Annotated in this window: 12 protein-coding genes; 4 read left to right on the top strand and 8 right to left on the bottom strand. The window is 63.3% G+C overall.

The window, feature by feature from the left end; all coding sequences use genetic code 11:
* Nucleotides 1-10: 10 nt before the first annotated feature.
* Nucleotides 11-1,351 (bottom strand): metal-dependent hydrolase family protein, encoded by a 1,341-nt coding sequence (locus tag FHR22_RS20800; RefSeq protein ID WP_166945893.1) that lies wholly within the window; start codon nucleotides 1,349-1,351, stop codon nucleotides 11-13.
* 173 nt (nucleotides 1,352-1,524) lie between these two features.
* On the opposite strand from FHR22_RS20800, the gene FHR22_RS20795 reads away from it, so the two are divergent.
* Nucleotides 1,525-2,445 (top strand): 4-hydroxy-tetrahydrodipicolinate synthase family protein, encoded by a 921-nt coding sequence (locus FHR22_RS20795; RefSeq protein ID WP_166945891.1) that lies wholly within the window; start codon nucleotides 1,525-1,527, stop codon nucleotides 2,443-2,445.
* Between the two features lie 51 nt (nucleotides 2,446-2,496).
* On the opposite strand, the gene FHR22_RS20790 is transcribed toward FHR22_RS20795, so the two are convergent.
* The 6 genes from FHR22_RS20790 to FHR22_RS20765 all read right to left on the bottom strand — a co-directional run bounded on the left by FHR22_RS20790 (nucleotide 2,497) and on the right by FHR22_RS20765 (nucleotide 12,035).
* Nucleotides 2,497-4,641, bottom strand: a complete 2,145-nt coding sequence (locus FHR22_RS20790; protein ID WP_208417849.1) for a TonB-dependent siderophore receptor — start codon at nucleotides 4,639-4,641, stop codon at nucleotides 2,497-2,499.
* A 127-nt stretch (nucleotides 4,642-4,768) separates the two neighbouring features.
* Nucleotides 4,769-5,317, bottom strand: coding sequence for a pseudouridine synthase (locus tag FHR22_RS20785; RefSeq protein WP_166945887.1), 549 nt, complete (start codon nucleotides 5,315-5,317; stop codon nucleotides 4,769-4,771).
* A complete protein-coding gene (locus tag FHR22_RS20780; protein ID WP_166945885.1) occupies nucleotides 5,314-6,942 on the bottom strand; it encodes an NAD(P)/FAD-dependent oxidoreductase in 1,629 nt (542 codons plus the stop codon). The genes FHR22_RS20785 and FHR22_RS20780 overlap by 4 nt, the downstream gene beginning before the upstream one ends.
* Before the next feature lie 69 nt (nucleotides 6,943-7,011).
* The gene (locus tag FHR22_RS20775) at nucleotides 7,012-7,629 is read right to left on the bottom strand and encodes a TetR/AcrR family transcriptional regulator (RefSeq protein WP_166945883.1); all 618 of its coding nucleotides are present in this window, start codon (nucleotides 7,627-7,629) and stop codon (nucleotides 7,012-7,014) included.
* Between the two features lie 170 nt (nucleotides 7,630-7,799).
* Nucleotides 7,800-10,052, bottom strand: coding sequence for a TonB-dependent receptor (locus tag FHR22_RS20770; protein WP_166945881.1), 2,253 nt, complete (start codon nucleotides 10,050-10,052; stop codon nucleotides 7,800-7,802).
* A gap of 264 nt (nucleotides 10,053-10,316) precedes the next feature.
* A complete protein-coding gene (locus tag FHR22_RS20765) occupies nucleotides 10,317-12,035 on the bottom strand; it encodes a DUF885 domain-containing protein (protein WP_166945879.1) in 1,719 nt (572 codons plus the stop codon).
* Nucleotides 12,036-12,320: 285 nt separating this feature from the next.
* Between FHR22_RS20765 and FHR22_RS20760 the strand changes: the two genes are divergently transcribed.
* From FHR22_RS20760 to FHR22_RS20750, 3 genes are all read left to right on the top strand, one after another.
* Nucleotides 12,321-13,625 (top strand): spinster family MFS transporter, encoded by a 1,305-nt coding sequence (locus FHR22_RS20760; RefSeq protein ID WP_208417848.1) that lies wholly within the window; start codon nucleotides 12,321-12,323, stop codon nucleotides 13,623-13,625.
* A gap of 38 nt (nucleotides 13,626-13,663) precedes the next feature.
* Nucleotides 13,664-15,613 (top strand): S9 family peptidase, encoded by a 1,950-nt coding sequence (locus FHR22_RS20755; protein ID WP_166945875.1) that lies wholly within the window; start codon nucleotides 13,664-13,666, stop codon nucleotides 15,611-15,613.
* 234 nt (nucleotides 15,614-15,847) lie between these two features.
* Complete coding sequence (locus FHR22_RS20750) at nucleotides 15,848-18,205, top strand: TonB-dependent receptor (protein WP_166945873.1); 2,358 nt, start codon at nucleotides 15,848-15,850, stop codon at nucleotides 18,203-18,205.
* A 145-nt stretch (nucleotides 18,206-18,350) separates the two neighbouring features.
* On the opposite strand, the gene FHR22_RS20745 is transcribed toward FHR22_RS20750, so the two are convergent.
* Entirely contained in the window at nucleotides 18,351-21,374 is a 3,024-nt protein-coding gene (locus FHR22_RS20745; protein ID WP_166945871.1) for a TonB-dependent receptor, read from the bottom strand.
* Nucleotides 21,375-21,560: the final 186 nt, after the last annotated feature.

Raw genomic sequence — 21,560 nt, 5'->3', positions numbered from 1 at the left:
GCGCGCGGCGTCATCGCAGCAGCGATTTGCCTTCCTGCCGGATCACGCGGCCGTGCTGCATGACGAACAGCGGTCGTTCGGTGACGCGGATATCGGTCAGCGGATTGCCCGGCACTGCGACGATGTCGGCCGCCTTGCCCGCGGCGAGCGTCCCGATTTCGGCATCGAGCCCGAGCAACCGCGCGGCGTTGCTCGTCCCCGCGAGCAGCGCGGCGGCGGGGCGCATGCCGGCGTCGACCATCAGGCCGAACTCCATCGCGTTGCGGCCATGGCCGTCGGGACGGACCGTCGCGTCGGTGCCGAGCGCGATCGGGACGCCGAGGCGCAGCGCCGCCTTGAACATGCCGCTGTGCGATGCCGCCGCAACGCGCGCCTTTTCGGCGATGTTCGGCGGGTAGCCGTCGGCATTCTGCTTCACCCAGTCGAGCGCCATGAAGGTCGGGACGAGGAAGACGCCCTTCGCGTGCATCAGCTTCAGCGTGTCTTCGGAGAGGAAGCTGCCATGCTCGATCGAATCGACCCCCGCCTCGATCGCGAGCCGCGAGGCGGTGTCGCCGTGCGAGTGCGCCGCAACCTTGCGGCCCCAGTGGTGCGCTTCGCCGATTGCGGCATCGAGTTCTTCGCGGGTGAATTGGGGCACGTCGACCGGATCGTAGGAGAGCACCCCGCCCGACGCGCACACCTTGATGACGTCGGCGCCCCATTTGATCTGGTTGCGCACCGCTTCGCGGCACTGGTCGGCGCCGGTACAGACGCCTTCCTTCGGGGTCATCGGCGCGACGCGTTGCGGCGGGAAGGGCGGGCGATCGCAGCTTCCGCCCGTGGCGGTGATCGCGTTGCCCGCCGCAAGGATGCGCGGACCGTCGGTCAGGTCGGCGGCGATCGCGTTGCGCAGCCCGACATCGATGAATTCGCGCGCGCCGACATGGCGCACGGTGGTGAACCCGGCCTCAAGGGTGCGCCGCGCGTTGGCGGCGGCGTAGAACGCCATTTCGGTGGGATTGCGCATCAGCTCGTTGAGCGTCTTGCGATAATAATTTTCGTCGGGTTCGAGCGTCAGGTGTGAATGGGCGTCGATGAACCCGGGAAGCAGCGTCGCGTCGCCGAGGTCGACGATATGGGCATTAGCAGGGACTACGGCCTCGGCGCCGACGCCGACGATGCGTCCGCCGCGCACGACGACGACCGCATCGGTGCGCATCCGCTCGCTCGTCGCGTCGAACATTCTTGCCGCACGGAGCACAGTCGTCTCCGCCGCATCCTGCGCCGATCCGGCGGTGCCGGACCAGCCGCAGAGCAGCAGCGCGCAGGCGGCAAAGGCACGCGTAAGGCGATGGGCGGCTTTCTGCATTTTACGATCCCCCGCGATCTTCGACGGTCTTATGGATCCCGACCCCGGCCGGGATTTGGACGCCCCGCATCCTACGATGGATTGGAAGCGTAATTCCGCCATCCCGAATAGCGGATTCTGGGGCCCTTACCCATCGTTCCCGATATCCATCAGGGCTCCAAGGAATTTGCCATATGTCGAAATCGAAGATCACCGGCTCGTTCGTCGCCACCGTCACGCCGTTCGACGGACAGGGCGAGATTGATTTCGGCGCCTGGCGGACGCTGATCGACCATCAGCACCGTCACGGCACGCGCGCGATCCTGTTCATGGGGTCGACCGGCGAGCCATCACTGCTGTCGCCCGAAGAGAAAAAGCGGGTGGTCGTCGAAACGGCGAAGATGCGTCCCGAGGGCATCGCCTTTTTCTACGGCTGCACCGGCCCGTCGACCCAGCAGGTGATCGAGAATGTCCGCTTTGCCGCCGCGAACGGCGCCGACGGGGCGATCATCGCGCCGCCGCCCTATATCTGCGCGTCGGAGAGCGATATCGAGCAATTCTATCTGGAGGTTGCCGATGCGGTCGACCTGCCGCTCGGCATCTATAACAATCCGCCGCGGGTGAAGACCGATCTGCATTGGGATCAGCTGTTGCGGCTGTTCCGCCACCCCAACATCGTCATTCACAAGGAATCGACGGCGCGGGTCGGGCAGGTGGCGCAGCTATTGGCCGCGGCGCCCGATGTCGCGGTGATGTGCTGCGATTCCCCCAACCTCGGCCTGGTCGTGCCGACGATGGCGCTGGGCGGGCATGGCACGGCCAATATGGGCGGCAATCTTGCGCCCGCCGAAATGGCGGCGATCTCGACGCCATGGTCGGGGGAGGGGGAGGCCGCGACCTTTCGCGAGCAATATCTGGCCCTGCTGCCGCTGATGCATTTCAACTATTCGGCGATCAACCCCGTCGCGGTGAAATCGCTGATGCGTGCGTGCGGGCTGCCGGTCGGCGCGCTGCGCAAACCGCTTCGCGAACTCGATGCCGGGGCCGTTGCGGCGGGCGTGGAGATCATCCGCGACCTCGGGCTCGACGCAAAATATGGCTATGTCTTGCGCTGATGGCATCCGGTCGCCGCCACGGCCCGAGCGGCGACCGGCTGTTGGCTCCCGTCAGAGACGGTATTTCAATATGACCCGGGCGTTACGCGGTTCGCCATAAACGAAGCCCGGGAACCAGCCGTTGCCGCTGTAGAAACGCTTGTTGAAGAGATTGTCGATGTTGAGCTGGAGCGACAAAGCTTCGGTCAGGTCGTAGCGCGCCATGATGTTGGCTATTGCGTAGGCAGGCTGGCCGATGCGGGTTTCGAGCCCGGTGCCGGGATTTTCCGCCGTTACCGGCGGCCGGCTTTCCCATTTGACCGCGCCGCCGAGGCTGAGCCCGTCGAGCGCGCCGGTGAAGGCATATTTGGTCGAGAGGTTGAACGCCCGGCGCGGCTGGAAATTGAGCACGTCGACGCCATCGGCGTCCTTCGCGCTATAATCGCTCCAGCCGGCGCTGATGTCCCATTGCTGGGTGATCTTGCCGACCACTTCGAGTTCATAGCCCTTGGCGACGACGCCCTTGGCGCCGATGTAGGCCGGCATCGCGGTGCCGGGCACGAGGAACCCGGGATCGGTAACGGCAAGATTATCCTGTTCGATACGGTATACCGACGCCGTCGCCAGCAGCTTGCCGTCGAGGAGCAGCGCCTTCAACCCGACCTCGTAGCTGCTCCCCTCGACGGGATCGAGAAAGTCGCCATTGCGGTCGCGGAAGTAGGTCTGCGGCTTGAAGATGCTGGTGTAGCTCGCGTAAGCGGACACATTGTCCGTAAAATTATAGATGAGCCCGAGGTAGGGCGTGAATATGCCCTTCGAGGTCACGCTATAGTCGGCGATGTCAGGCGTCGCGCCCAGTTCGTTGCGCTTGGTATAGCTGAGGCGGCCGCCCGCAATCAGCTTGAGTCCGTCGGCCAGGCTGAGCCGGGTCGATGCATAAACCGCCGCCTGCGTCGTGTTGCCATGGTCGGATATATACCGGTCGCCCCATTCGGGCGCGGCAATCTGGGTGCCGTCGAAGCTGTTGAAATCGGTCATCGGTTCGAGATCAATGGGGTCGCGATTGGTCCAGCCGCCATCGATGCGGCTCGCCATCGCGCCCACGGCGAGATCGTGCTCGCGACCGAACAGCGTGAAGGGGCCGTTGGCCTGGATGCTGCCGTGCCATTGTTCGGGATTGGCATTGAACCAATAGCCATAGGTTCCCATTCCCGCGCCGGTAACGCGGTCGGGCATGCCTTCGAGCCACAACAGCTTCGAATCTTCGAGACCCTTGTGATAGCCGACATCGCCGCGAATGTGCCAGCCGCCACCGAGTTCGTGCGCCAGCGTGGCAAAGGCCGAAATCTCGGTGGTGTTCCAGTGGCCCCAGTCGGTGCCCGTGGTCTTCGAGCGCGGCCAATCGGTGCGCGTGCCGTCGCTGTACCAATAGGGAAGCTGCGCCCACATGATGCCGTCGCGCTCGTCGCGCTGATAACTGGCGCCGACGGACAAGGTCGTGCGCTCGCCGAGGTCGGCGTCGATCACGCCATAGAGGAGGAGGCCCTTTCGTTTTTCCAGATTGACGAAGCCGTCCTGCGTGAACGCTTGGGCAACGGCGCGGGCGCGCACGGTGCCGGCGCTATTGAGCGGCGACTGAATGTCGACCGTCGCGGCGAAGCGGTTCCACGAGCCGGCTTCGAGGCTGACGTAGCCGGCGAATTCGCGCTCGGTGGCGTGCTTGCGGATGAGGTTGACGACCGCGGACGGATCGCCGGCGCCCTGCATCAGGCCCGCGGCGCCGCGGACCAGGTCGACGCGTTCATATTGCGCCGTGCTGGTCTCGCCAAAGCCGACGTTGCCGTTGACGAACGGGGCTCCGTCGAGCTGGAAATTCTGGACCTCGAAACCGCGCGACGAGATCGAGCTGCGACCACGGTCGACGTCCTTCTTCGAAATGCCGACGGTGAAATCGAGTGCGTCGTTGATCGAGTTGAACGCCTGATCGTCGATCTGCTGGCGCGTGATGACGCTGATCGTCTGCGGCGTTTCGAGCGGCGACAGGGGCAGGCCGGTGGCGGCGGTGGGCTGGTCGGTGCGGCCGTAGCCGGTGACGACGATCGCATCGCCTTGCTCGTCTTCGGCTGCGATCGGCCGCTGGTCCTGCTGCGATTGGGCCCATGCCGGTGCGCACATCAACACCGATCCGGTCAGTAGCAAGCGAAATGAACGACGCATCATTGTCCCCCTTTGCGGATATATCCGATTTGGAGGGCGCCCTAATGATAGTTATTCGCATTTGCAAGGCGCGGCGGATCGGCAGGCAACGCTTTTTTGCGGAACGGCGATGGACGTCCGTTGCCGCTTAGGGTGATGCCCTTTGCCATTGCCCCGGCGGCACCCCTTCGAGCGTCCAGGAGCCGATGCTCCAGCGGATCAGCCGCAATGTCGGATGACCGACTGCGGCGGTCATCCGGCGAACCTGACGATTGCGCCCTTCGTGGATGGTCAGCCTGATCCAGCTGTCGGGGACGCTCTTGCGGACACGGATCGGCGGGTCGCGCGGCCATAGCTCGGGGTCGGCGATCCGTTCGGCTTCGGCGGGGCGGGTCAGGCCGTCCTTCAGGCGGACGCCGCCGCGCAACATCGCCAGGGCCGCCTCGGTCACATCGCCTTCGACCTGAACGAGATAGGTTTTCGGCATCTTGAACTTCGGATCGGCGATCCGCGCCTGCAACCGGCCATCGTCGGTCAGGAGCATCAGCCCCTCGCTATCGAGATCGAGCCGGCCCGCCGGATAGACGCCCGGCATGTCGATGAAGTCGGACAGCGTGCGGCGCGTCGATCCCGCGGTGCCGCGATCGGTGAACTGGCTCAGCACGTCATAGGGTTTGTTGAACAGGATCAGCGTCACCGCGTGATGCCCCCGACGATGCTTTGCGCCACCGCCTCGGCAACCTTGATGCCGTCGACCGACGCCGACAATATGCCCCCGGCGTAACCCGCCCCCTCGCCGGCGGGGAAGAGGCCCGCGGTATTCAAGCTTTGGAAATCGTCGCCGCGGGTGAAGCGCACCGGCGACGAGGTGCGCGTCTCGACCCCCGTCATCACGACATCGGGATGGTCATAGCCCGCGATCTGGCGCCCGAAGACCGGGATCGCCTCCCGCATCGCCTCGACCGCGAAAGCGGGCAGGCATTGTGCAAGGTCGGTCGGCGTCACGCCGGGGCGATAGGAGGGGATGACGCTGCCGAGCGAAGTCGATGCGCGGCCGGCGAGGAAATCCCCGACCCGTTGCGCGGGCGCCCGGTAGTTCGAACCGCCCGCGACATAGGCGAGCGATTCCCAGTGCCGCTGAAATGCAAGGCCGGCGAGCGGATCGCCGGGATAATCGCGCGCCGGGTCGATCGCGACGACGAAGCCCGAATTGGCGTTGCGTTCGTTGCGCGAATATTGGCTCATGCCGTTGGTCGCGACGCGCCCCTCCTCGGAGGTCGCGGCGACGACGGTGCCGCCGGGACACATGCAGAAGCTATAGACGGTGCGCCCGTTCCGGCAGTGATGCGAGATATGATATTCGGCGGCGCCGAGGATCGGGTTGCCGGCATCGGCGCCGAAGCGCGACCGGTCGATCCACGATTGCGGATGTTCGATGCGGACACCGATTGAAAAGGGCTTGGGCTCGACATGCACCCCCGCCGCGTGCAGCATCGCGAAGGTGTCGCGCGCACTGTGGCCGATCGCCAGCACGACATGATCGGCCTCGATATAGCCGCCATCGTGGAGGTGCAGTCCGCGCATATGCCGCGTCCCGTCCGCGCCGGTTTCGATATCGAGCCCATCGACCCTGTGCTGCCAGCGATATTCGCCGCCCAGGCCCTCGATCGTCTCGCGCAGGCTTTCGACCATCGTCACCAGCCGGAATGTGCCGATGTGGGGATGCGCCTCGGTCAGGATTTCGGGCGGCGCGCCGGCCTTGACGAATTCGGTCAGCACCTTGCGGTCGAGATGGCGGGGATCCTTGATCCGGCTGTAGAGCTTGCCGTCGGAAAAGGTCCCGGCGCCGCCTTCGCCGAACTGGACGTTCGATTCGGGGTGCAGCACGCTGCGCCGCCACAGGTCCCAGGTGTCCTTCGTCCGCTCGCGAACCACCTTGCCGCGGTCGAGGATGATCGGCCGGAATCCCATCTGCGCGAGGATCAGTCCCGCGAACAGCCCGCACGGTCCGGCGCCGATGACCACCGGCCGCTTCGATCCGGCGGCGGGTGCCTTTGCGACGAATTTATAGCTGGTGTCGGGCGTTTGCTGGACGTTGCGGTCCTTGCGAAACCGCGCGAGCACCGCACGCTCGTCTTTCACATTCACATCGATCGAATAGACGAGCTGGATATTGGTCCTGTCGCGGGCATCGTGCGCGCGCCGGGCCACGACATGGCGCACCAGTTCGCGCGGGGTGATGCGCAGCCGCTTGCAGATAGCGGCGGGCAGCGCCTCTTGTGCGTGGTGCAGCGGCAGTGTCAGTTCGGTCAGGCGAAGCATGGCTGAGGCCTGTAGCGGGCAATGGCGGCCGCGCCAATCGTGCCGGCCGGGCGCGACGGGCGGAAAGCGTCAGGCAGCCTTCGGCTTGCGGGCCTTTCGCGAACTCGCGCGGGCGGCCGCTATGGCTTGCTCGCCGCACAATATGTCGAGATAAAGCTGCGCGTTCTTCCGCCGTTCGGAAATGCTCTGCTGCACGCCGATCGCGTAATAGCCGATCTGGTGATAGTAGAAGACGCGTGCCCGGATCGCCGCATGCTCGCTGTCATAATCGATCGCTTCGAAGAATTTCTGTAGCGTGTCGAGCCGTTCGCGGTCGGCGCGTTCGACCGCCCATTCGGCGCGTTTGTCGGCGCGCGCCCATTCGCGCACTGCGAGGTCGAAATGATAGTCATAGCCATCGGCATCGATCAGGCGGCTGATCACCCGGTCGAACCAGTCGATCGCGTCGGCGGGGCGGGCCGGCGGCGGGGCGTCGGGCAGGAAACGGCAGGTGTCTTCCCAGTGCCGGATCAACTGGTCGAAGAAATCGTCCCGATCCTTGAAATTATGATAGAAACCGCCGCGCGTCACACCAAGGCGATTGGCCAGCCGGTCCACTTTCAGGCCCGATATACCTTCGTCGACCAAGGTCCGCTGTGCGGCCTCGATCCAGTCCCGTACCGTATTTTTCGGCGTCCGTCCAACCATGTGTTTTCCCTGTATCGCGGCGCAGTCCGGCGCGCCGCCCGATACGCTCATGTCATATTTTCCGGGAACAACAAAGTCGTCATGCATTTCTGCATGCTAGCGAACGGCGAGTAAGCCGTTCCGGATCAGAAAACTGCGACCGCCCGCAGCCGGGCGATCGCAAGATATTGTCAGAATTTCGTCGAGAGACCGAGCGATATTGTCCGCGGCCGGATCAGATTGGCACCGTCGATGGTGACGTTGGTAAAGCCGAGCTTGTCGAAGAGATTGTCGACGCGCAGTTGCGCGGTGAAACGTTCGTCGAAGGTCATGCTGGCGCGCAGGTCGACAGTCGTGACGTCGGGCAGCTTCTGTTGCCGCGACGGGTCGAGCGCCGGGTAGGTGGCGGGCATGTCCGACTGAAAGCGGAGCGTTGCCCCGACGTTGCCGGTCATCGAACTGCCCAAAGGCAGCTGATGATCGATGATCAGTGACGTCGTCCAGCTTGGGGTGAGGGGCAGTTTGTCGCCGGCCCGGGCGCCGGTGGCCGAGGACGCCAGCGGATCGATCGCCTTGATCTTGCCGTCGGTGTGCCCGGCGCTGATGCTGACGGTCAGCAGGTCGGAAGGCCGCGCGGTAAGCTGCAATTCGAAGCCGTCGACCGTGGCGCTCGCCGCATTACCCTGAAGAATGATGCCGTTGACCAGCGAATTGAGCTGAATATCCTTCCAGTCGATGTGAAAAGCCGAAATGTCGAAGGCGAGGGCGCCGTCGAGGACCGAGCCTTTGATGCCCGCTTCGTAATTCCACACCGTGTCAGGCCGGACAAATGTCTGGGCACCCGGCGGCGGGGTCGGATTGGTCTGCGGGCCGCCGGGGCGGTAGCCGCTCGCCGCGCGCAGATAGGCGCTGATGTTGCGTGCGGGGCGCCAGCGCAAGGTCGCTAGATAGCTCAGCGAATTGTCGCTGAAGTCGAATATCCGCGGGGTGCGGGGAAGATAATAGGTGATGCCGCCGGGGCCACCGGTGCCCGCGACCTGCTTGTTGTGTGCGTAACGGAGGCCGCCGGTGATATCGAGCGTATCGCTGAGATAGAAGGTCAGGTTGCCGAAGCCCGCGATCTCCTCATAACGCGATGTCGTCGTCGCCTTCACAAGCTGGTCGAACGGCGCGGTGCGGAGCTTGCCCTGGGCGTCATGCGCGAAAACGGTGGTATAATAGATATTGTCTTCGTTGGTGTAGAAGCCGCCGACCATGAACTCGACGGGCCCCAGCCGGTCGGAGGCGAACCGGACTTCGCCGGTCCATTTTTCCATGTTCGGGGACGCGAGGAACCGCGCCTTCGAATTGGCGGGAAGCAAAGTATCGATCGGAACGCCGAAGGTCGTTTCGGCGATCGGCCCCAGGACGGCGCGCGCCACCGGAATATAGGTCGCCGTCGCATCGGTTTCGGTCCGCGATTTGTATCGCGCATAGCTGCCCGAGGCAGTGAAGGTGCCGATGCCGACACGATATTCGACATTGGCGTTGACGATGCGATATTTGATCTCCGATCCCAGGTCGGCGAAGCTGGAATAGGCATATTTTTCAAAAGCGGGATCGAAGCTTCCCGGCACGAGCGTCTGGAGTGAATAGCCGAGGTTTTCGATATTCTGGTAGATGCCGCTGAGATCGATCGTGAAATCACTGGTCGGCGCATAGCGCAACGCGACGCGCCCGCCATAAAGGTTCGACCGATTCACATCCTCCGATCCCGTCTGGACATTGTCGGTAAAGCCGCCCGCGCGCCGGTAATAACCCGTTGCGGTCAGCGCCAGCTGATCCTTGACGATGGGGACATTGACCGAACCGCGGACCATGAAGCCCATTTCGCCATGCGCGACGGTCGAAACCTCGCCGCCCGCCATGCCGGAGAATGTCGACAGATCGGGCTTTTTGGTGATGATGCGAACCAGGCCGCCGAGGTTGCTCGCGCCATAGAGCGTGCCCTGCGGGCCCTTCAGCACTTCGATGCGTTCGACCTCCGCCAGTTCGGGCGACGGCGTCAGCAGGGCGCCGGCCGACAGGAAGCCGCTGGCGGTGAAGGGGGTTTCGTCGATGTAGACGGCGGTGGTGTTCGACACCTGCTGCGGGCCCGAATTGAGCCCGCGGAGGATGATCGATCCAAGCCCCGGGGCGCCGCTGTCGCGCTGGCTGAGCCCCGGCACGAGGGTCGCGTAATCGCGGAAGTCGCGAATGCCGAGCGCCTCGATCTTCTCCGAGGAGACAGCCGTGATGGCGGCGGGAACGTCCTGCAGCTTTTCGGCGCGCTTGCTTGCGGTGACGACGATGTCGTTGCCGTCGTTATAGTCCGAGCCCGCCGGCCTATCCTGCGCCGCGGCCAGCTGGGGCATCGCCATGGCAAATACCGCGCAGGATGTGTGAATGACCCATTTTCGTTGCATCGAGAACCTCCCTTATGGTGACATGTTCCTCTGCGACTTGAGTCGCTATTTTATGCAGAACTGTCATATATAGATTCTGGAAAATCAACCCCGAGTTTGGCGGATTTCGAGGAGCCCGACGATACGCTTCCAAGAATATGGCAAAAATATGCTTATATTATAGCATATTATTCCCGCTCCAGCTTGACGCAGGTGGCCGTATAATAAAATTCATTAATGTACTTTAAACGAGATATGGCGCGCGGCGGCCGCTGGTTGGTTCGCTCAGTTCGCGGCGATGCGACGGGTCTGGTCTTCGACATGGCGCTGCACGAGCGGCAGCGGGAGGGCGCCGGGTTTGAGTACCGCGTCATGAAAATCGCGAAGGTCGAAGCGATTGCCGAGCGCGGCGCGCATTTTCTCCCGCGCTTCGTAAAGGACCGTGTCGCCGAGCTTGTAGGCGAGTGCCTGTCCCGGAATGTCGGACGAATAGCGAACCGATTCCGACCGGATCTCCTTTTCGGGCATGAATGCATTCTCGCGCATATAATCGCGCGCCTGTTCGAGCGGCCAGCCAAAGGCGTTCATGCCGGTATCGACGACGAGCCGGCAGGTCAGGAACGCGTCCATCATCAGCCGGCCGAACCGTTCCTCGGGTTCGGGATACATGCCCATCTCGCCGGCCAATGTTGCCGCATATTCGGCCCAGCCCTCGTTGAACGCGTTGATGAACGCCTTGCGGCGCAGCGGGTGCAGTGTTTCATTCTCGTCCTGGGTCGCGAGATGGAAATGATGCCCGGGCACGAGTTCGTGATAGTTGAGCGCGCCGATGTGATTGAGCGGCCCCTGCGACAGGTTCGGCGCGTTGAAGACATAGCGGCCATGGTCGTCCGTGGGGGTCGGCGGCGTATAATAGCCAAAGGTCATCGTGTCGGTGAACGCATCGGGCAGCGGTGCGACGCCGTGGGGCGCCTTCGGCTTGAAATTGAATGTTGCGTCGATGTGCGGCGCGATGCGATCGATATAGCGCCGGAACACTGCGCCGACGTCCTCGGCGCCCGAGGCGCGCCATTTGGGATTGTTTTTGATCTGCTCGAGATAGTCGGCGGGGTTGCCCGTGAAACCCGCCTCGTCGAGCAGCGTCCGCATTTGCGAGCGGATGTCGGCCATGCGCGCGAGGCCGGTTGCGTGAACCTGTTCGGGGTTCAGGTCGAGCGTGGTGTGCAGGCGAACCAGTTCGGCATAGACATCGCCGCCGCCCGGATATTGCGAAATCCCGACGCTTTCGGGCGCGTTTTTGGCATAGGCAGGGTTTTTGAGGAAGTTGGTGAAGGCGTCGAATGCGGGCATGACGTCGCTCGCGATGGCTGCAGATATTTGCCTGAGCAACGATGGGCCATCGACTCCGGTCAGCCGCGAGGCATCGGGTGTCAGCAGCGCTTCGGTGCTGGCGCGCAGGCCTTCGATCAGCGGGACGGCCTGTTCGAACTGCGGGCGCGGCATGTAGATACCGCGCTCGGCCTGGCCCGCGGTCCGTTCGTGCATCTGCCGGATGAGCCGGCCATAGTCGCGGACGAGCCCGACATAGCGGTCGCCGTCGCCCGCCGATCGAAAACTGTATCCCGCGAACCGCGGCCGGTAGGTGTTCAGCAGGAAACCGCCGCAATAGGCGGTCGGCGCGAACATCGCATAAAAGCCGCCGCCCAGCGGGTCGAAGACGAGCCAGTACCACGCCTCTTCGCGCGACCACCGCTCGGCGATCTGCCGGGCGATCTCCAGCGTATAAGGGAGGTCGTGGGGCAGGGCGTCAGCGTCGACGGCCGCGATGCGGTCGAGCAGCGTACGGCCGAGCGCCGACCGTTCGGCCGCTGCTGCAAAGCCGATGTCGGGCAATCGCAAGGGCGCGGACTTGTCACCAAGAAAGCCGCCGGCGCTCGCCGCCGACCAGACGTCGTCCACCACGCGCAAGGCGGCACCGAAATTTTCAAGGGGGCTGAGCATCATGGCAATCTCTCCCGGTGAGTCATCGACTTCGCCAATTTAAATACGTTTCTGCATGTTTGATTGTCAACGAATCTGCCCGGAAATTCGGAGCACTCTGTCGCATTTGTCCGCCCATCCGCGGTATATATCTAGTTAAGATATTGAAATTAATTGAAAATATGACCGAGGATAAAATAATGCATTTATGCATTGAATGGTGCACTGGTTCACGATACCCATTTGCGATGGCCATTCGACGCCCGTTCCGGCGGGCAGGCGTTCGGCCGCGTCACGGGAAAGGTGATGATGAGCAGCAAATCGGAAGCGATCGATGCGGCGGGCGCCGCGAACCCCTGGGACCTCTACGGGCCGGGTCAGCGACGAACGCTTCTCTTCATCCTCTTCCTCACTGGCACATCCAACTATGCCGACCGCAATGTGATCGGCGTGCTGCTCGAACCGATCAAGGCGGAATTCGGCGTATCGGACACGATGCTCGGGTTGATGACGGGGCTGGCGTTTGCGATTTTCTATGTGACGGTCGGGCTCCCGATCGCCTGGCTGGCCGATCGCGGCAACCGGCAGAAGATCATCGTCTGGTCGCTGATGGTCTGGAGCATCATGACGGTGCTGTGCGGCATGGCGCAGAATTTCTGGCAATTGGCGCTGGCGCGTGTCGGGGTCGGGGCGGGCGAGGCGGGGGCGATTCCGCCTGCGCAGAGCCTCATCGCCGACTATTATCCGCCCGACCAGCGCGCGGGGGCGCTGGGCTTTTATATGATGTCGTCGATGGCCGGCTATATCATCGGCATGGCGGCGGGCGGCTGGGTGGCGCAGCATTATGGCTGGCGCGAGGCGTTTATCGTCATCGGCCTGCCGGGATTCCTGCTGGCGATCGCGGCGCGTTTCGTCTTGCGCGAACCGCGGCTCCACGCACGCTTCGCCGTCGCGCCCGAGGCAGCGGAAGATGCGTGGGTGAGCATCCGGCTGCTGCTCGCGAAGCCGGCATACCGCAACATCGTCTATGCGCTCGTCGTCTATTTCCTGATGGCCTATGGCGCACTGGTCTTCACCGCATCCTTCATGATCCGCGTCCACGGGTTGACCGTTGCCGAGGCGGGCGGGCTGTTCGGCATCATGTCGGCCGTCGGCGCGGTCGTCGGCAACCTGGGCGGGGGCAAGTTGGGTGACCGTTTGGCCAAGCGCGACATCTCCTGGGCCGCCAGATTTCCCGGGATTGCGCTGATCGTCGCCCTGCCGCTCTACGTCGGGTCGTTCGCGGTCGGATCGCTCTATGTCATGATCCCGATCTCGCTGGTCGGAGGGATTTTGCTGACCGGCGCCGTCCCGACGATCTTCGCGGCGCTCCACGCGGTCTGCGGGAGTAAGCGGCGGGCAATGGCCGTCGCGCTGGCCTTCTTCTTCGCCAACCTGATCGGTCTGGGACTCGGCCCCGTGCTGGCGGGCGCGATCAGTGATCATATGTCGCAAATCTACGGCCCGGCCGAGGGGCTGCGCTATGCGCTGATGATCATGTCGCTGACCTTCTTGCCGGCCGGTGTCTTCATGCTTCGCGCGGCGAAATATCTGAAAGCCGACGCCGAAGAATGACACCGAAAAACAATCCGAAAAACAATAGGGAATCCGCAATGATTGAACGAGACATGCGCGAAGCGGGCGCGGCGCGCGACGTGAACGATTTCTACCGCACGCTGTTTCGCCCCGGCGAGGATATATTGTGGACGGCGGCGGACCTCGACCCGACGGCAGACGGGCGCAGCGTTCATTTCACGGGCCAATGTTTCGAAGGCGCATTGGCGGAGGGGCCGGCAACGATCGTCTGCCGGATCGATCTGGCCGGCGGCGCGGTACATCGGGTCGCACGCGGCCGCCTGTATCGTAATTCGCCGGATGGCCGCGCCGCTTACATCGAGGCTGGCGAAGACGGGCGGGAACGGCTCGTTATCCTGTCCGAAGCCCGCGAGCAGCTTTTTTCCGCCGCAGTCGACGTCCGGGTCGAAGCCCTCGCATGGGCACCGGGTGGTAGCGCGCTTCTGATCTTGGGCGCCGACGCTGGTGCCGATGTGTCGGGCGCCGAGGGTGGCTATGCCTTGCGGGGCGGAGCGTCGGGGCCAAGCTGGCTGCCCGATGTTGCGGCATCCGGCGCGCAAGACCTCTGGCGGCGACTCTATCGCTGGTCGGACGATATGGCCGCCCCGCAAGCGGTGACCCGGCCGCCGGTCAACGTGTGGGAAGCCGCATGGCTTGGCGACGACCGTTTCGCCGTTGTCGCAAGCGACCATCATGGCGAAGGCAGCTGGTACGAGGCGTCGCTGCGCGTCATCGATGCCGAAACGGGCGAAGAGCGGGGACGTTATGTGCCCGCCGAACAGGCGGGTGTGCCGGCAGGTTCACCCGACGGGCGATACTGGGCGGTAATCGAAGCCTTTTGCAGCGATCGCGGACTCGTTTGCGGCCCGATCACGCTGGGGGAGGAGGGTGCGCAGCGTGTCCTCGATACCGGCGGTGTCGAGGTTTCCGATATCCGCTGGCGCGATGAAAGCCGCCTGCTGTTCGCCGGCGTGCGCGATGCCGAGACGGTGGTCGGGGAGATCGATCTGGCGACGGGCGAACGACGCGAACATTGGTCGTCGGACCGATTGACGATCAGCGGCTGGTATCCAAAAGCCGTTCCCGCTCCCGGCGGCGGGGCGCTGGCAGTGATCGAAGGCTATGCCGAACCGCCCGCCATCGCCAGCCTGTCGAATGGCGAAACCGCCGTGCTCGCCGGGTTCGCGCCATCGCCGGCGCCCGCGATCCCGGGGACCATGCGATATCATCGATGGCGCGGCCGCGACGGGCTGGAAATTGGCGGCTGGCTGGTCCTGCCCGATGGCGATGCGTCGAACCTGCCGCTGTTCGTCGACATTCACGGCGGCCCGGTCTGGGCGCACCGCAATCGCTATGCGGCGGTCTTGCGGGCCGGGCCGGTCCTGGTGGCGAAAGGCTATGCGCTGCTGCTGCCCAATCCACGCGGTTCGGGCGGGCGCGGACAGGATTTCGCGCGCAAGGTCCACCGCGATATGGGCGGGGAGGATATGCATGACTATCTCGCGGGGATCGACAGCCTCGTCGCCGCCGGCATCGCCGATCCAGGGCGTGTCGGGGTATCGGGGACGAGCTATGGCGGCTTCATGAGCGCGTGGCTGGTGACGCAGACCGATCGCTTCGCCGCCGCCATTCCCATCTCGCCGGTCGCCAACTGGTACAGCCAGCATTATGCATCGCAGATCCCCTGGTTCGATCAGGCGCTGCTCGACGGTTCGCCGCGGCGGCCGGGCGGGCAATATTTCGATCGGAGTCCGGTGTTCTTCGCCGGGGGCGTGACGACGCCGACATTGGTGCTGGCGGGCGGGCGCGACAAGAATACGCCGACCGGACAGGCGATCGAATTTTTCGGCGCGCTGACGGAAGCGGGCGCCGAAGCCGCGCTGGCGATTTACCCGGAGGATGGGCACAGCTTGCGTGGTTATCCGGCCTATCTCGATTCCGCCGCGCGGATCGTCGACTGGTGCGAACGTCATATCGTGGCGGGCTGAGGAAGCGCGCCCGACGCGATATCCGTACACCTTATATTTCCGCCATTTTGGGCACGCCGCGCGCGCCCTGGGGTAAACTGTTGCTTTTTAGCCACTAATCCTCCCGAAAAACGCGCTCGCATGCGCCGGTGCGTTGACGCGGGACGATGGCGCGTTAGACCGATCTCCAACTGCCGGGCATCTCCCGATAAGCCTTTGGCTGCGCCTCGGTGGGTTTTGGAGAGAGAGATCATCATGACTTTGCGCAACATTCTGTTGGGCGCCACCGTGCTGTGCGCCGCCACTACCCCCGTTTATGCCTTTGCCCAGGATGCTGCTCCGGCAGACGCCGGAACCGCGGCCGACGACACCGATTATAGCGGCGACATCATCGTCACGGCGACCGGCCGCGCGCAACGGTCGCAGGATATTCCGATCGCGGTCAATGTGGTCAGCGGGGAACAGCTCGAAAATTCGGGAATCAGCGACATTCGCGGCCTTCGGCAGATTGCGCCGAGCTTCCAGGCTACAACGGGTCAGTCGTCGGCTTCCGGCGTGGTGCTTCGCATCCGCGGTATCGGCACGGCGGGGGACAATCCCGGCTTCGAACCGTCGGTCGGGGTGTTCGTCGACGGCGTCTTCCGTGCCCGTGCCGGTCTTGCGCTTGCCGACTTGCCGCCGATCGAGCGCGTCGAAGTCCTGCGCGGGCCGCAGGGAACATTGTTCGGCCGCAACACGTCGGCGGGTGCGCTCAACATCATCACCCAGAAACCGGCGTTCAAGCTCGGCGGCTATGCCGAAGCAAGCTATGGCAATCTGGACGAGATCGAGCTGAAGGCCGGTGTCACGGGGCCGGTTTCGGATGTGCTCGCGGTGCGCATCGACGGCGGCTACCACAAGCGCGACGGTTATATCAAAGATGTGAACAGCGATCGCCGCTTCAACGATCTCGACCGCTGGTCGGTGCGCGGGCAGGCTTTGTTTGAAAAGGACGATGTCTCGTTCCGCCTGATCGCGGACTATGCCCGGACCAACGAGCAATGCTGCGGCGCGCTCAACACCAACTCGGGCTTCGCGCAGCCGGGGACGCCGGCGTTCGCCGCGAGCGCGGTCATTCAGGGGCTGGCGGCCGCCAACGGCCTGACCGGCATCGTAACGCCGTTCGATCCCAAGAAGCGTGAAGTGGCCTACTCGCCCGATCGCGACCTCACCGAAAAGATGCGCGAATGGGGTGTGTCGGGCCAGCTCGATTGGGATCTGGGCGCTGTCGAGCTGACGTCGATCACCGCATGGCGCGACTGGAAGGCGACCCGCGGCATGGACGTCGATTTCTCGGGAATCGACCGCGCCTATCGTGAAAATATGCCGATCGGCATGCGCGATTTCACGCAGGAAATCCGCCTCAAGGGCACGGCCTTCGATGATCATGTCGACTGGCTCGTCGGCGGCTTCTATCTCAATGAAAAGCTGAAATATACCGAACGGACGCGCTTCGGCACCCAGGGTGCGCAATATGTCGACGCGTTCGTCAACGCGCTGACCGATGCCGCGGTACCTGGTCCCACGGGTTTCCAGATTTTCAATTCGATCCCGAATTCGCCGCTGGTCGGTCAGGTGCTGCTGGCGTCGAACGCACAACTGGCAGCGGCTGCCGCGCAGGCGGGCGTGCTCGACACTTTCCTCACCCCGCTGCCCTCGCCGCAGGCGGGCCAAGGGCAGCTCGGCGACGCCTATCGCGTCAACACCGAAGCCTTTGCACTGTTCACCCACAATATCATCGACTTCAACGATAATATCTCGCTGACCCTGGGTCTGCGTTACAACCATGAATCGAAGAAGCTGAACGCCGATCTGCAATCGAGCCTGGCGTCGTGCTCGACGCTGCAGAGCGACCGCTATGGCCTCTATCGTCAAGCCCTGCAGGGTCTGCCTTCGGGTCTTGGCAACGCCATCTTCAACCTCGTCTGCAACCCCGTGGTCAATCCCGAATTCAACGGGATCTATCGCGACAAGCGCAGCGAGAGCAAGCTGACCGGCACGGCCAAGCTTTCGATCAAGCTCGACGAACGGGTCATGATCTATGGCGGTTATGACCGCGGTTATAAATCGGGCGGTTACAACCTTGATCGCGGCTCGTTCGATACCCGCTTCCTCGGCGGCAACGGCGCGCAGGCTTCGGACCTCTCGATCACGCTCGGCTATTCCTATGTCGATACCGAAGTGAAGGATCCGGCGGCCGGTTCGGACAATGGCCTGCCGCTCACCAATTCGCCGAAGCATGTGGTCACCGGCGCGGTGACCTGGACCCCGCAGATCAGCAACAATGTCGGCGGCCTGCTGCATGTCGACTGGCGCAGCAACAGCGACGCGAACACGATCAACGATCCGGTCGGGGTGCGGTTCACGACCAACGACGGCCATGCGATCGTCAATGCCCGGGCCGGCCTCAACTTCGGGCCCGACCAGAATTATGCGGTCGAATTCTACGTCGAAAATCTGTTCAACAAATATTACAATATCACCTCGTTCCCGATCCCCGAACAGAGCGCGAGCTTCGCGGTCTATCCGGCGCCGCCGCGGCTCTATGGCGTGAAGCTGCGCGCCAAATTCTGATAGCCGGGCGCCAAGCAGGCGGAATGAAGAAAGGGCCGGACCATGCGGAGGCATGGTCCGGCCCTTTTGTTTGCCTGCGGTGATCAAAAAGAAACCCCGGCCTCTCGATCGAGAGGCCGGGGTTTTTGATGCGGCGGCTCTTCGTTTAGAATTTCGCGCCGATCCCGATCCCGTAGCGGCGGGGTTCGAGCGTGAAGATGTTGGTGAACAGCCCCGATGACTGGTCGGTCACATAGAGGCCGGTCGTCGAGTTGCTGTCGAACAGGTTCTGGACAAAGCCCCGCACATACCAGCGGTCATCGGCTCCATTGAGCTGGATTTGCGCATTGACCTGCGCATAGCCTTTGATCTTGTTGACGTTGCCGTTGAAGATCGTGCCGAAGCTTTCGCCCGTATAGGCCATATCGACACGCGGGACGAGGCTCATGTCATTCTGGAAGTTGATCTTATATTGCGCGCCGACCGAGAATTTCAGGTTCGGCGCCTGCGGCAGTTCGTTACCCTTGATGTTGACGGGGATGCCCGCGGCGAAGATCTGAATCCCGTTCGGATCGAACGCCAGCGCCGTCGGCGTGGGATTGCCATTGGCATCGACCGCCGCGGAGGCCAGGATGCTGCAGATGCTGTAGGCACCGGTCGAGGCGATGCCGCCGTCGGCGGGGAAGGCCGTCGGGGCCCGAAGCCCGAGCGAGCCGTTCACCGCTGCGACAAAGGCATTGACCCCGGCGGCGTTGCCGGCCGTTCCGGATGCCACCGCGCAGTTTGCCGCGTTGCTGATGTCCTTGATGATGACCGCATCGGAACGGCCGCCACCGAAGTCGCGGGTGTCGGAGAAGAAGGAATCGCCGCTCACCTTGCTCTTCAGATAGCTGAAGCCGATGTTGATCAGCATGTTCGGATCGGGCCGGATGATCGCCTCGACTTCCGCGCCCCAGATATTGGCATTGATATTATCGTTGACGGCGGTTCGCGACACGATGCGGCTAAGCTGGAGGTCTTTGTATTTATAATAGAAAGCCGTCAGGTTGAGTTGGAGCGCGCCGTTGCCGAAGGTGTTCTTCGACCCGATTTCGAACGCGTCGACCTGTTCGGGGCGGAAGCTTTCCTGAACGCCGGTGCTGGCCTGTAGCGGCGGATTGATGCCGCCCGATTTATAGCCGCGCGAATAGGACGCGTAGAGGAGATTGTCCTCTGTCACCTTGAAGTCGATCACGGCGCGGCCGGTCAGCTTGTTGAAGCCGACCGTTCGTTCCTGAAAGGCTTCGCAGCCCGCCGCCGAGCCGACGGCGCCCACGGGCGATGCCGCGGTACAGGTCGTGAAGGGATCGGCGTCGAAGAGAGCTCCGAGCGGGCTATTATAGATGCTCCCGGTCTGGCCATAGGGCACCAGCAAATTTCCGTTGGAGCTGAGCAGGATCGAACGGGCCTGAACATATTTCTTGTCGTTGTTGTAGCGAAGGCCAAGAGTGAGTTTCAGCCGGTCGTTGAATTCGAAATATGTTTCGCCGAACAAGCCATAGGATTTCAGCGAGAAATCCGAGGTGTTGTTGCGGAAGAAGGGCTGCCCGAGCGACGAGGGCGGCAGGCCGGCGGCGAAGGTCGAGAACGACCCCAGGATGCCCGACGCATAATCGAGGCCGAAGGCGTTGACGTAATAGCTGTTTTCCGTCGTGTTCGACCGCGCATAGATGCCGCCGACCAGGAAATTGAACATGCCGTCGAAGTCGCTGTTGAAGATCAGTTCGGCGGACCAGGCATCGTTGATCTGGTTCGAACGGTCATATTGCAGCGATTGGGCCGAACAAATGCTGTTGCCGCCGAATGCGCCAAGCCCCGTCGGATCGGTGTCCGAAGTGCAGAGCGGTCCGTTCGGTCCATTGGGGATCAACGCGGCGGCGATTGGCGCGAAATAGGCGGCCGAGCCGGGCACAAAGGCCGGTGCCGGAGCGGGAAGGCCCGTTGGAACACCATTGGCGGCGAAGAAGGCCAGCGTGTTGAGCGCGCCAGCGTAAAGGGTGCGGTCGCCGGTCGCGAGGAAATAGTCGTTCCGCGAATCGACCTTCACCTTTTGGTACGATCCGGACAGCTGGGCCGAAATCGGCCCGAAATTATGCTGGATGCGGCCTTCGAAGGTCAGCTCGCTGGTGAAATATTCGGGGGTGAAGGCGGTGCTGACGGTGCGCGAATCCTCTGGCACCACGGCGTCGTGGAAAAAGTCGGTCCCGTAAAGGCTGCCGAGCGCGAGCGCCGTGGGCAGTCCCTGGATCGCGAACAGTTCGCGCGACGAAAAGATCGATGCGAGCGTCGCGTTGCCATTCGCGGCAGAGGCGTCGCGGCGGTTGTTGAGGCAGCCGAGCACGCCGGTCGGATCGCGTTGGCAGCGCTGCTTCTGGATGCGCATGCGGTCGTCTTTTTCGCGGAAGTAGGAACCCATCAGGTCGACGACGGTGTCGTCGGTCGGTTCCCAGCGCAGCGATCCGCGCACCGAATAGAGATCGCGTCCGTCGATGCGGCTGTTGTCGAACAGATTCTTGGTATAGCCGTCGCGCTTGACATAAACGCCGGCAACGCGGGCGGCGAGCGTATCGCCGATCGGAATGTTGACCATCCCTTTGACCTTGATCGCGTCATAATTGCCATATTCGGCGTCTGCCGCCGCTTCGAACACACCCGTCTTCGGCTTTGCCGTGATGACGTTTACCACGCCCGACGTGGCGCTGCGTCCGAACAAGGTCCCTTGCGGGCCGCGCAAGACTTCTACCCGTTCCAGGTCGAAGAATTCGGTTTCGAAAAGGCGGGTCTGGAACAGCGGTGACCCGTTGAGATGGATCGCCGTCGCCTGGTCGCAGGTGACGCCGACGCACAGATCGCCGATGCCGCGGATGGTGAAACTCGACGAGGTGAAGTTCGTCTTCGTGAAAGTGATGTTGGGCAAGGTCAGCTGCAGATCGGAGCTGTTTTCGATCTGCTGCGCTTCGAGCGCTTCGGCCGAAAAGGCGCTGACCGCGATCGGGACGTCCTGCAGGCGTTCCGACTGGCGTTGCGCGGTGACGACGATTTCGCCGCCGAAGGCATCGCGTTCCGTTTCGTCCGGTGCCCCTTGTGCGAAGGCCGGTGTCGCCAGCGCCATCGCAAGGACCGAGGTTCCGATCAGTGCCTTGAACTTCATCTATATCCTCCCTTTTTCGAACCCGCGAGGTGCGGGGCCGCCCAAACTCAATTTGTGGTAAGGGGAAGGGGTGTGACCAGAGATGGCAAAAGGCACCCGGCCTGGTCGGCCAAGTGCCTGCATATTTCCCACCTGCCAGCTCTGCTGGTCATCGTCCTCTCCCCACCGGCGTCGGGGAATACGCCG

The sequence above is a fragment of the Sphingopyxis panaciterrae genome, assembly GCF_011762125.1.
In the GTDB taxonomy this organism is placed as follows: domain Bacteria; phylum Pseudomonadota; class Alphaproteobacteria; order Sphingomonadales; family Sphingomonadaceae; genus Sphingopyxis; species Sphingopyxis panaciterrae.
Note: the sequence above shows the minus strand (reverse complement) of the source record. Positions and strands in the feature narration are given on the sequence as shown.

Bases quoted from the DNA above. Each gene is read 5' to 3' on its own strand.
- FHR22_RS20800 (WP_166945893.1), bottom strand. From the start codon at position 1,351: ATGCAGAAAGCCGCCCATCGCCTTACGCGTGCCTTTGCCGCCTGCGCG.
- FHR22_RS20795 (WP_166945891.1), top strand. From the start codon at position 1,525: ATGTCGAAATCGAAGATCACCGGCTCGTTCGTCGCCACCGTCACGCCG.
- FHR22_RS20790 (WP_208417849.1), bottom strand. From the start codon at position 4,641: ATGCGTCGTTCATTTCGCTTGCTACTGACCGGATCGGTGTTGATGTGC.
- FHR22_RS20780 (WP_166945885.1), bottom strand. From the start codon at position 6,942: ATGCTTCGCCTGACCGAACTGACACTGCCGCTGCACCACGCACAAGAG.
- FHR22_RS20775 (WP_166945883.1), bottom strand. From the start codon at position 7,629: ATGGTTGGACGGACGCCGAAAAATACGGTACGGGACTGGATCGAGGCC.
- FHR22_RS20770 (WP_166945881.1), bottom strand. From the start codon at position 10,052: ATGCAACGAAAATGGGTCATTCACACATCCTGCGCGGTATTTGCCATG.
- FHR22_RS20765 (WP_166945879.1), bottom strand. From the start codon at position 12,035: ATGATGCTCAGCCCCCTTGAAAATTTCGGTGCCGCCTTGCGCGTGGTG.
- FHR22_RS20760 (WP_208417848.1), top strand. From the start codon at position 12,321: ATGAGCAGCAAATCGGAAGCGATCGATGCGGCGGGCGCCGCGAACCCC.
- FHR22_RS20755 (WP_166945875.1), top strand. From the start codon at position 13,664: ATGATTGAACGAGACATGCGCGAAGCGGGCGCGGCGCGCGACGTGAAC.
- FHR22_RS20750 (WP_166945873.1), top strand. From the start codon at position 15,848: ATGACTTTGCGCAACATTCTGTTGGGCGCCACCGTGCTGTGCGCCGCC.
- FHR22_RS20745 (WP_166945871.1), bottom strand. From the start codon at position 21,374: ATGAAGTTCAAGGCACTGATCGGAACCTCGGTCCTTGCGATGGCGCTG.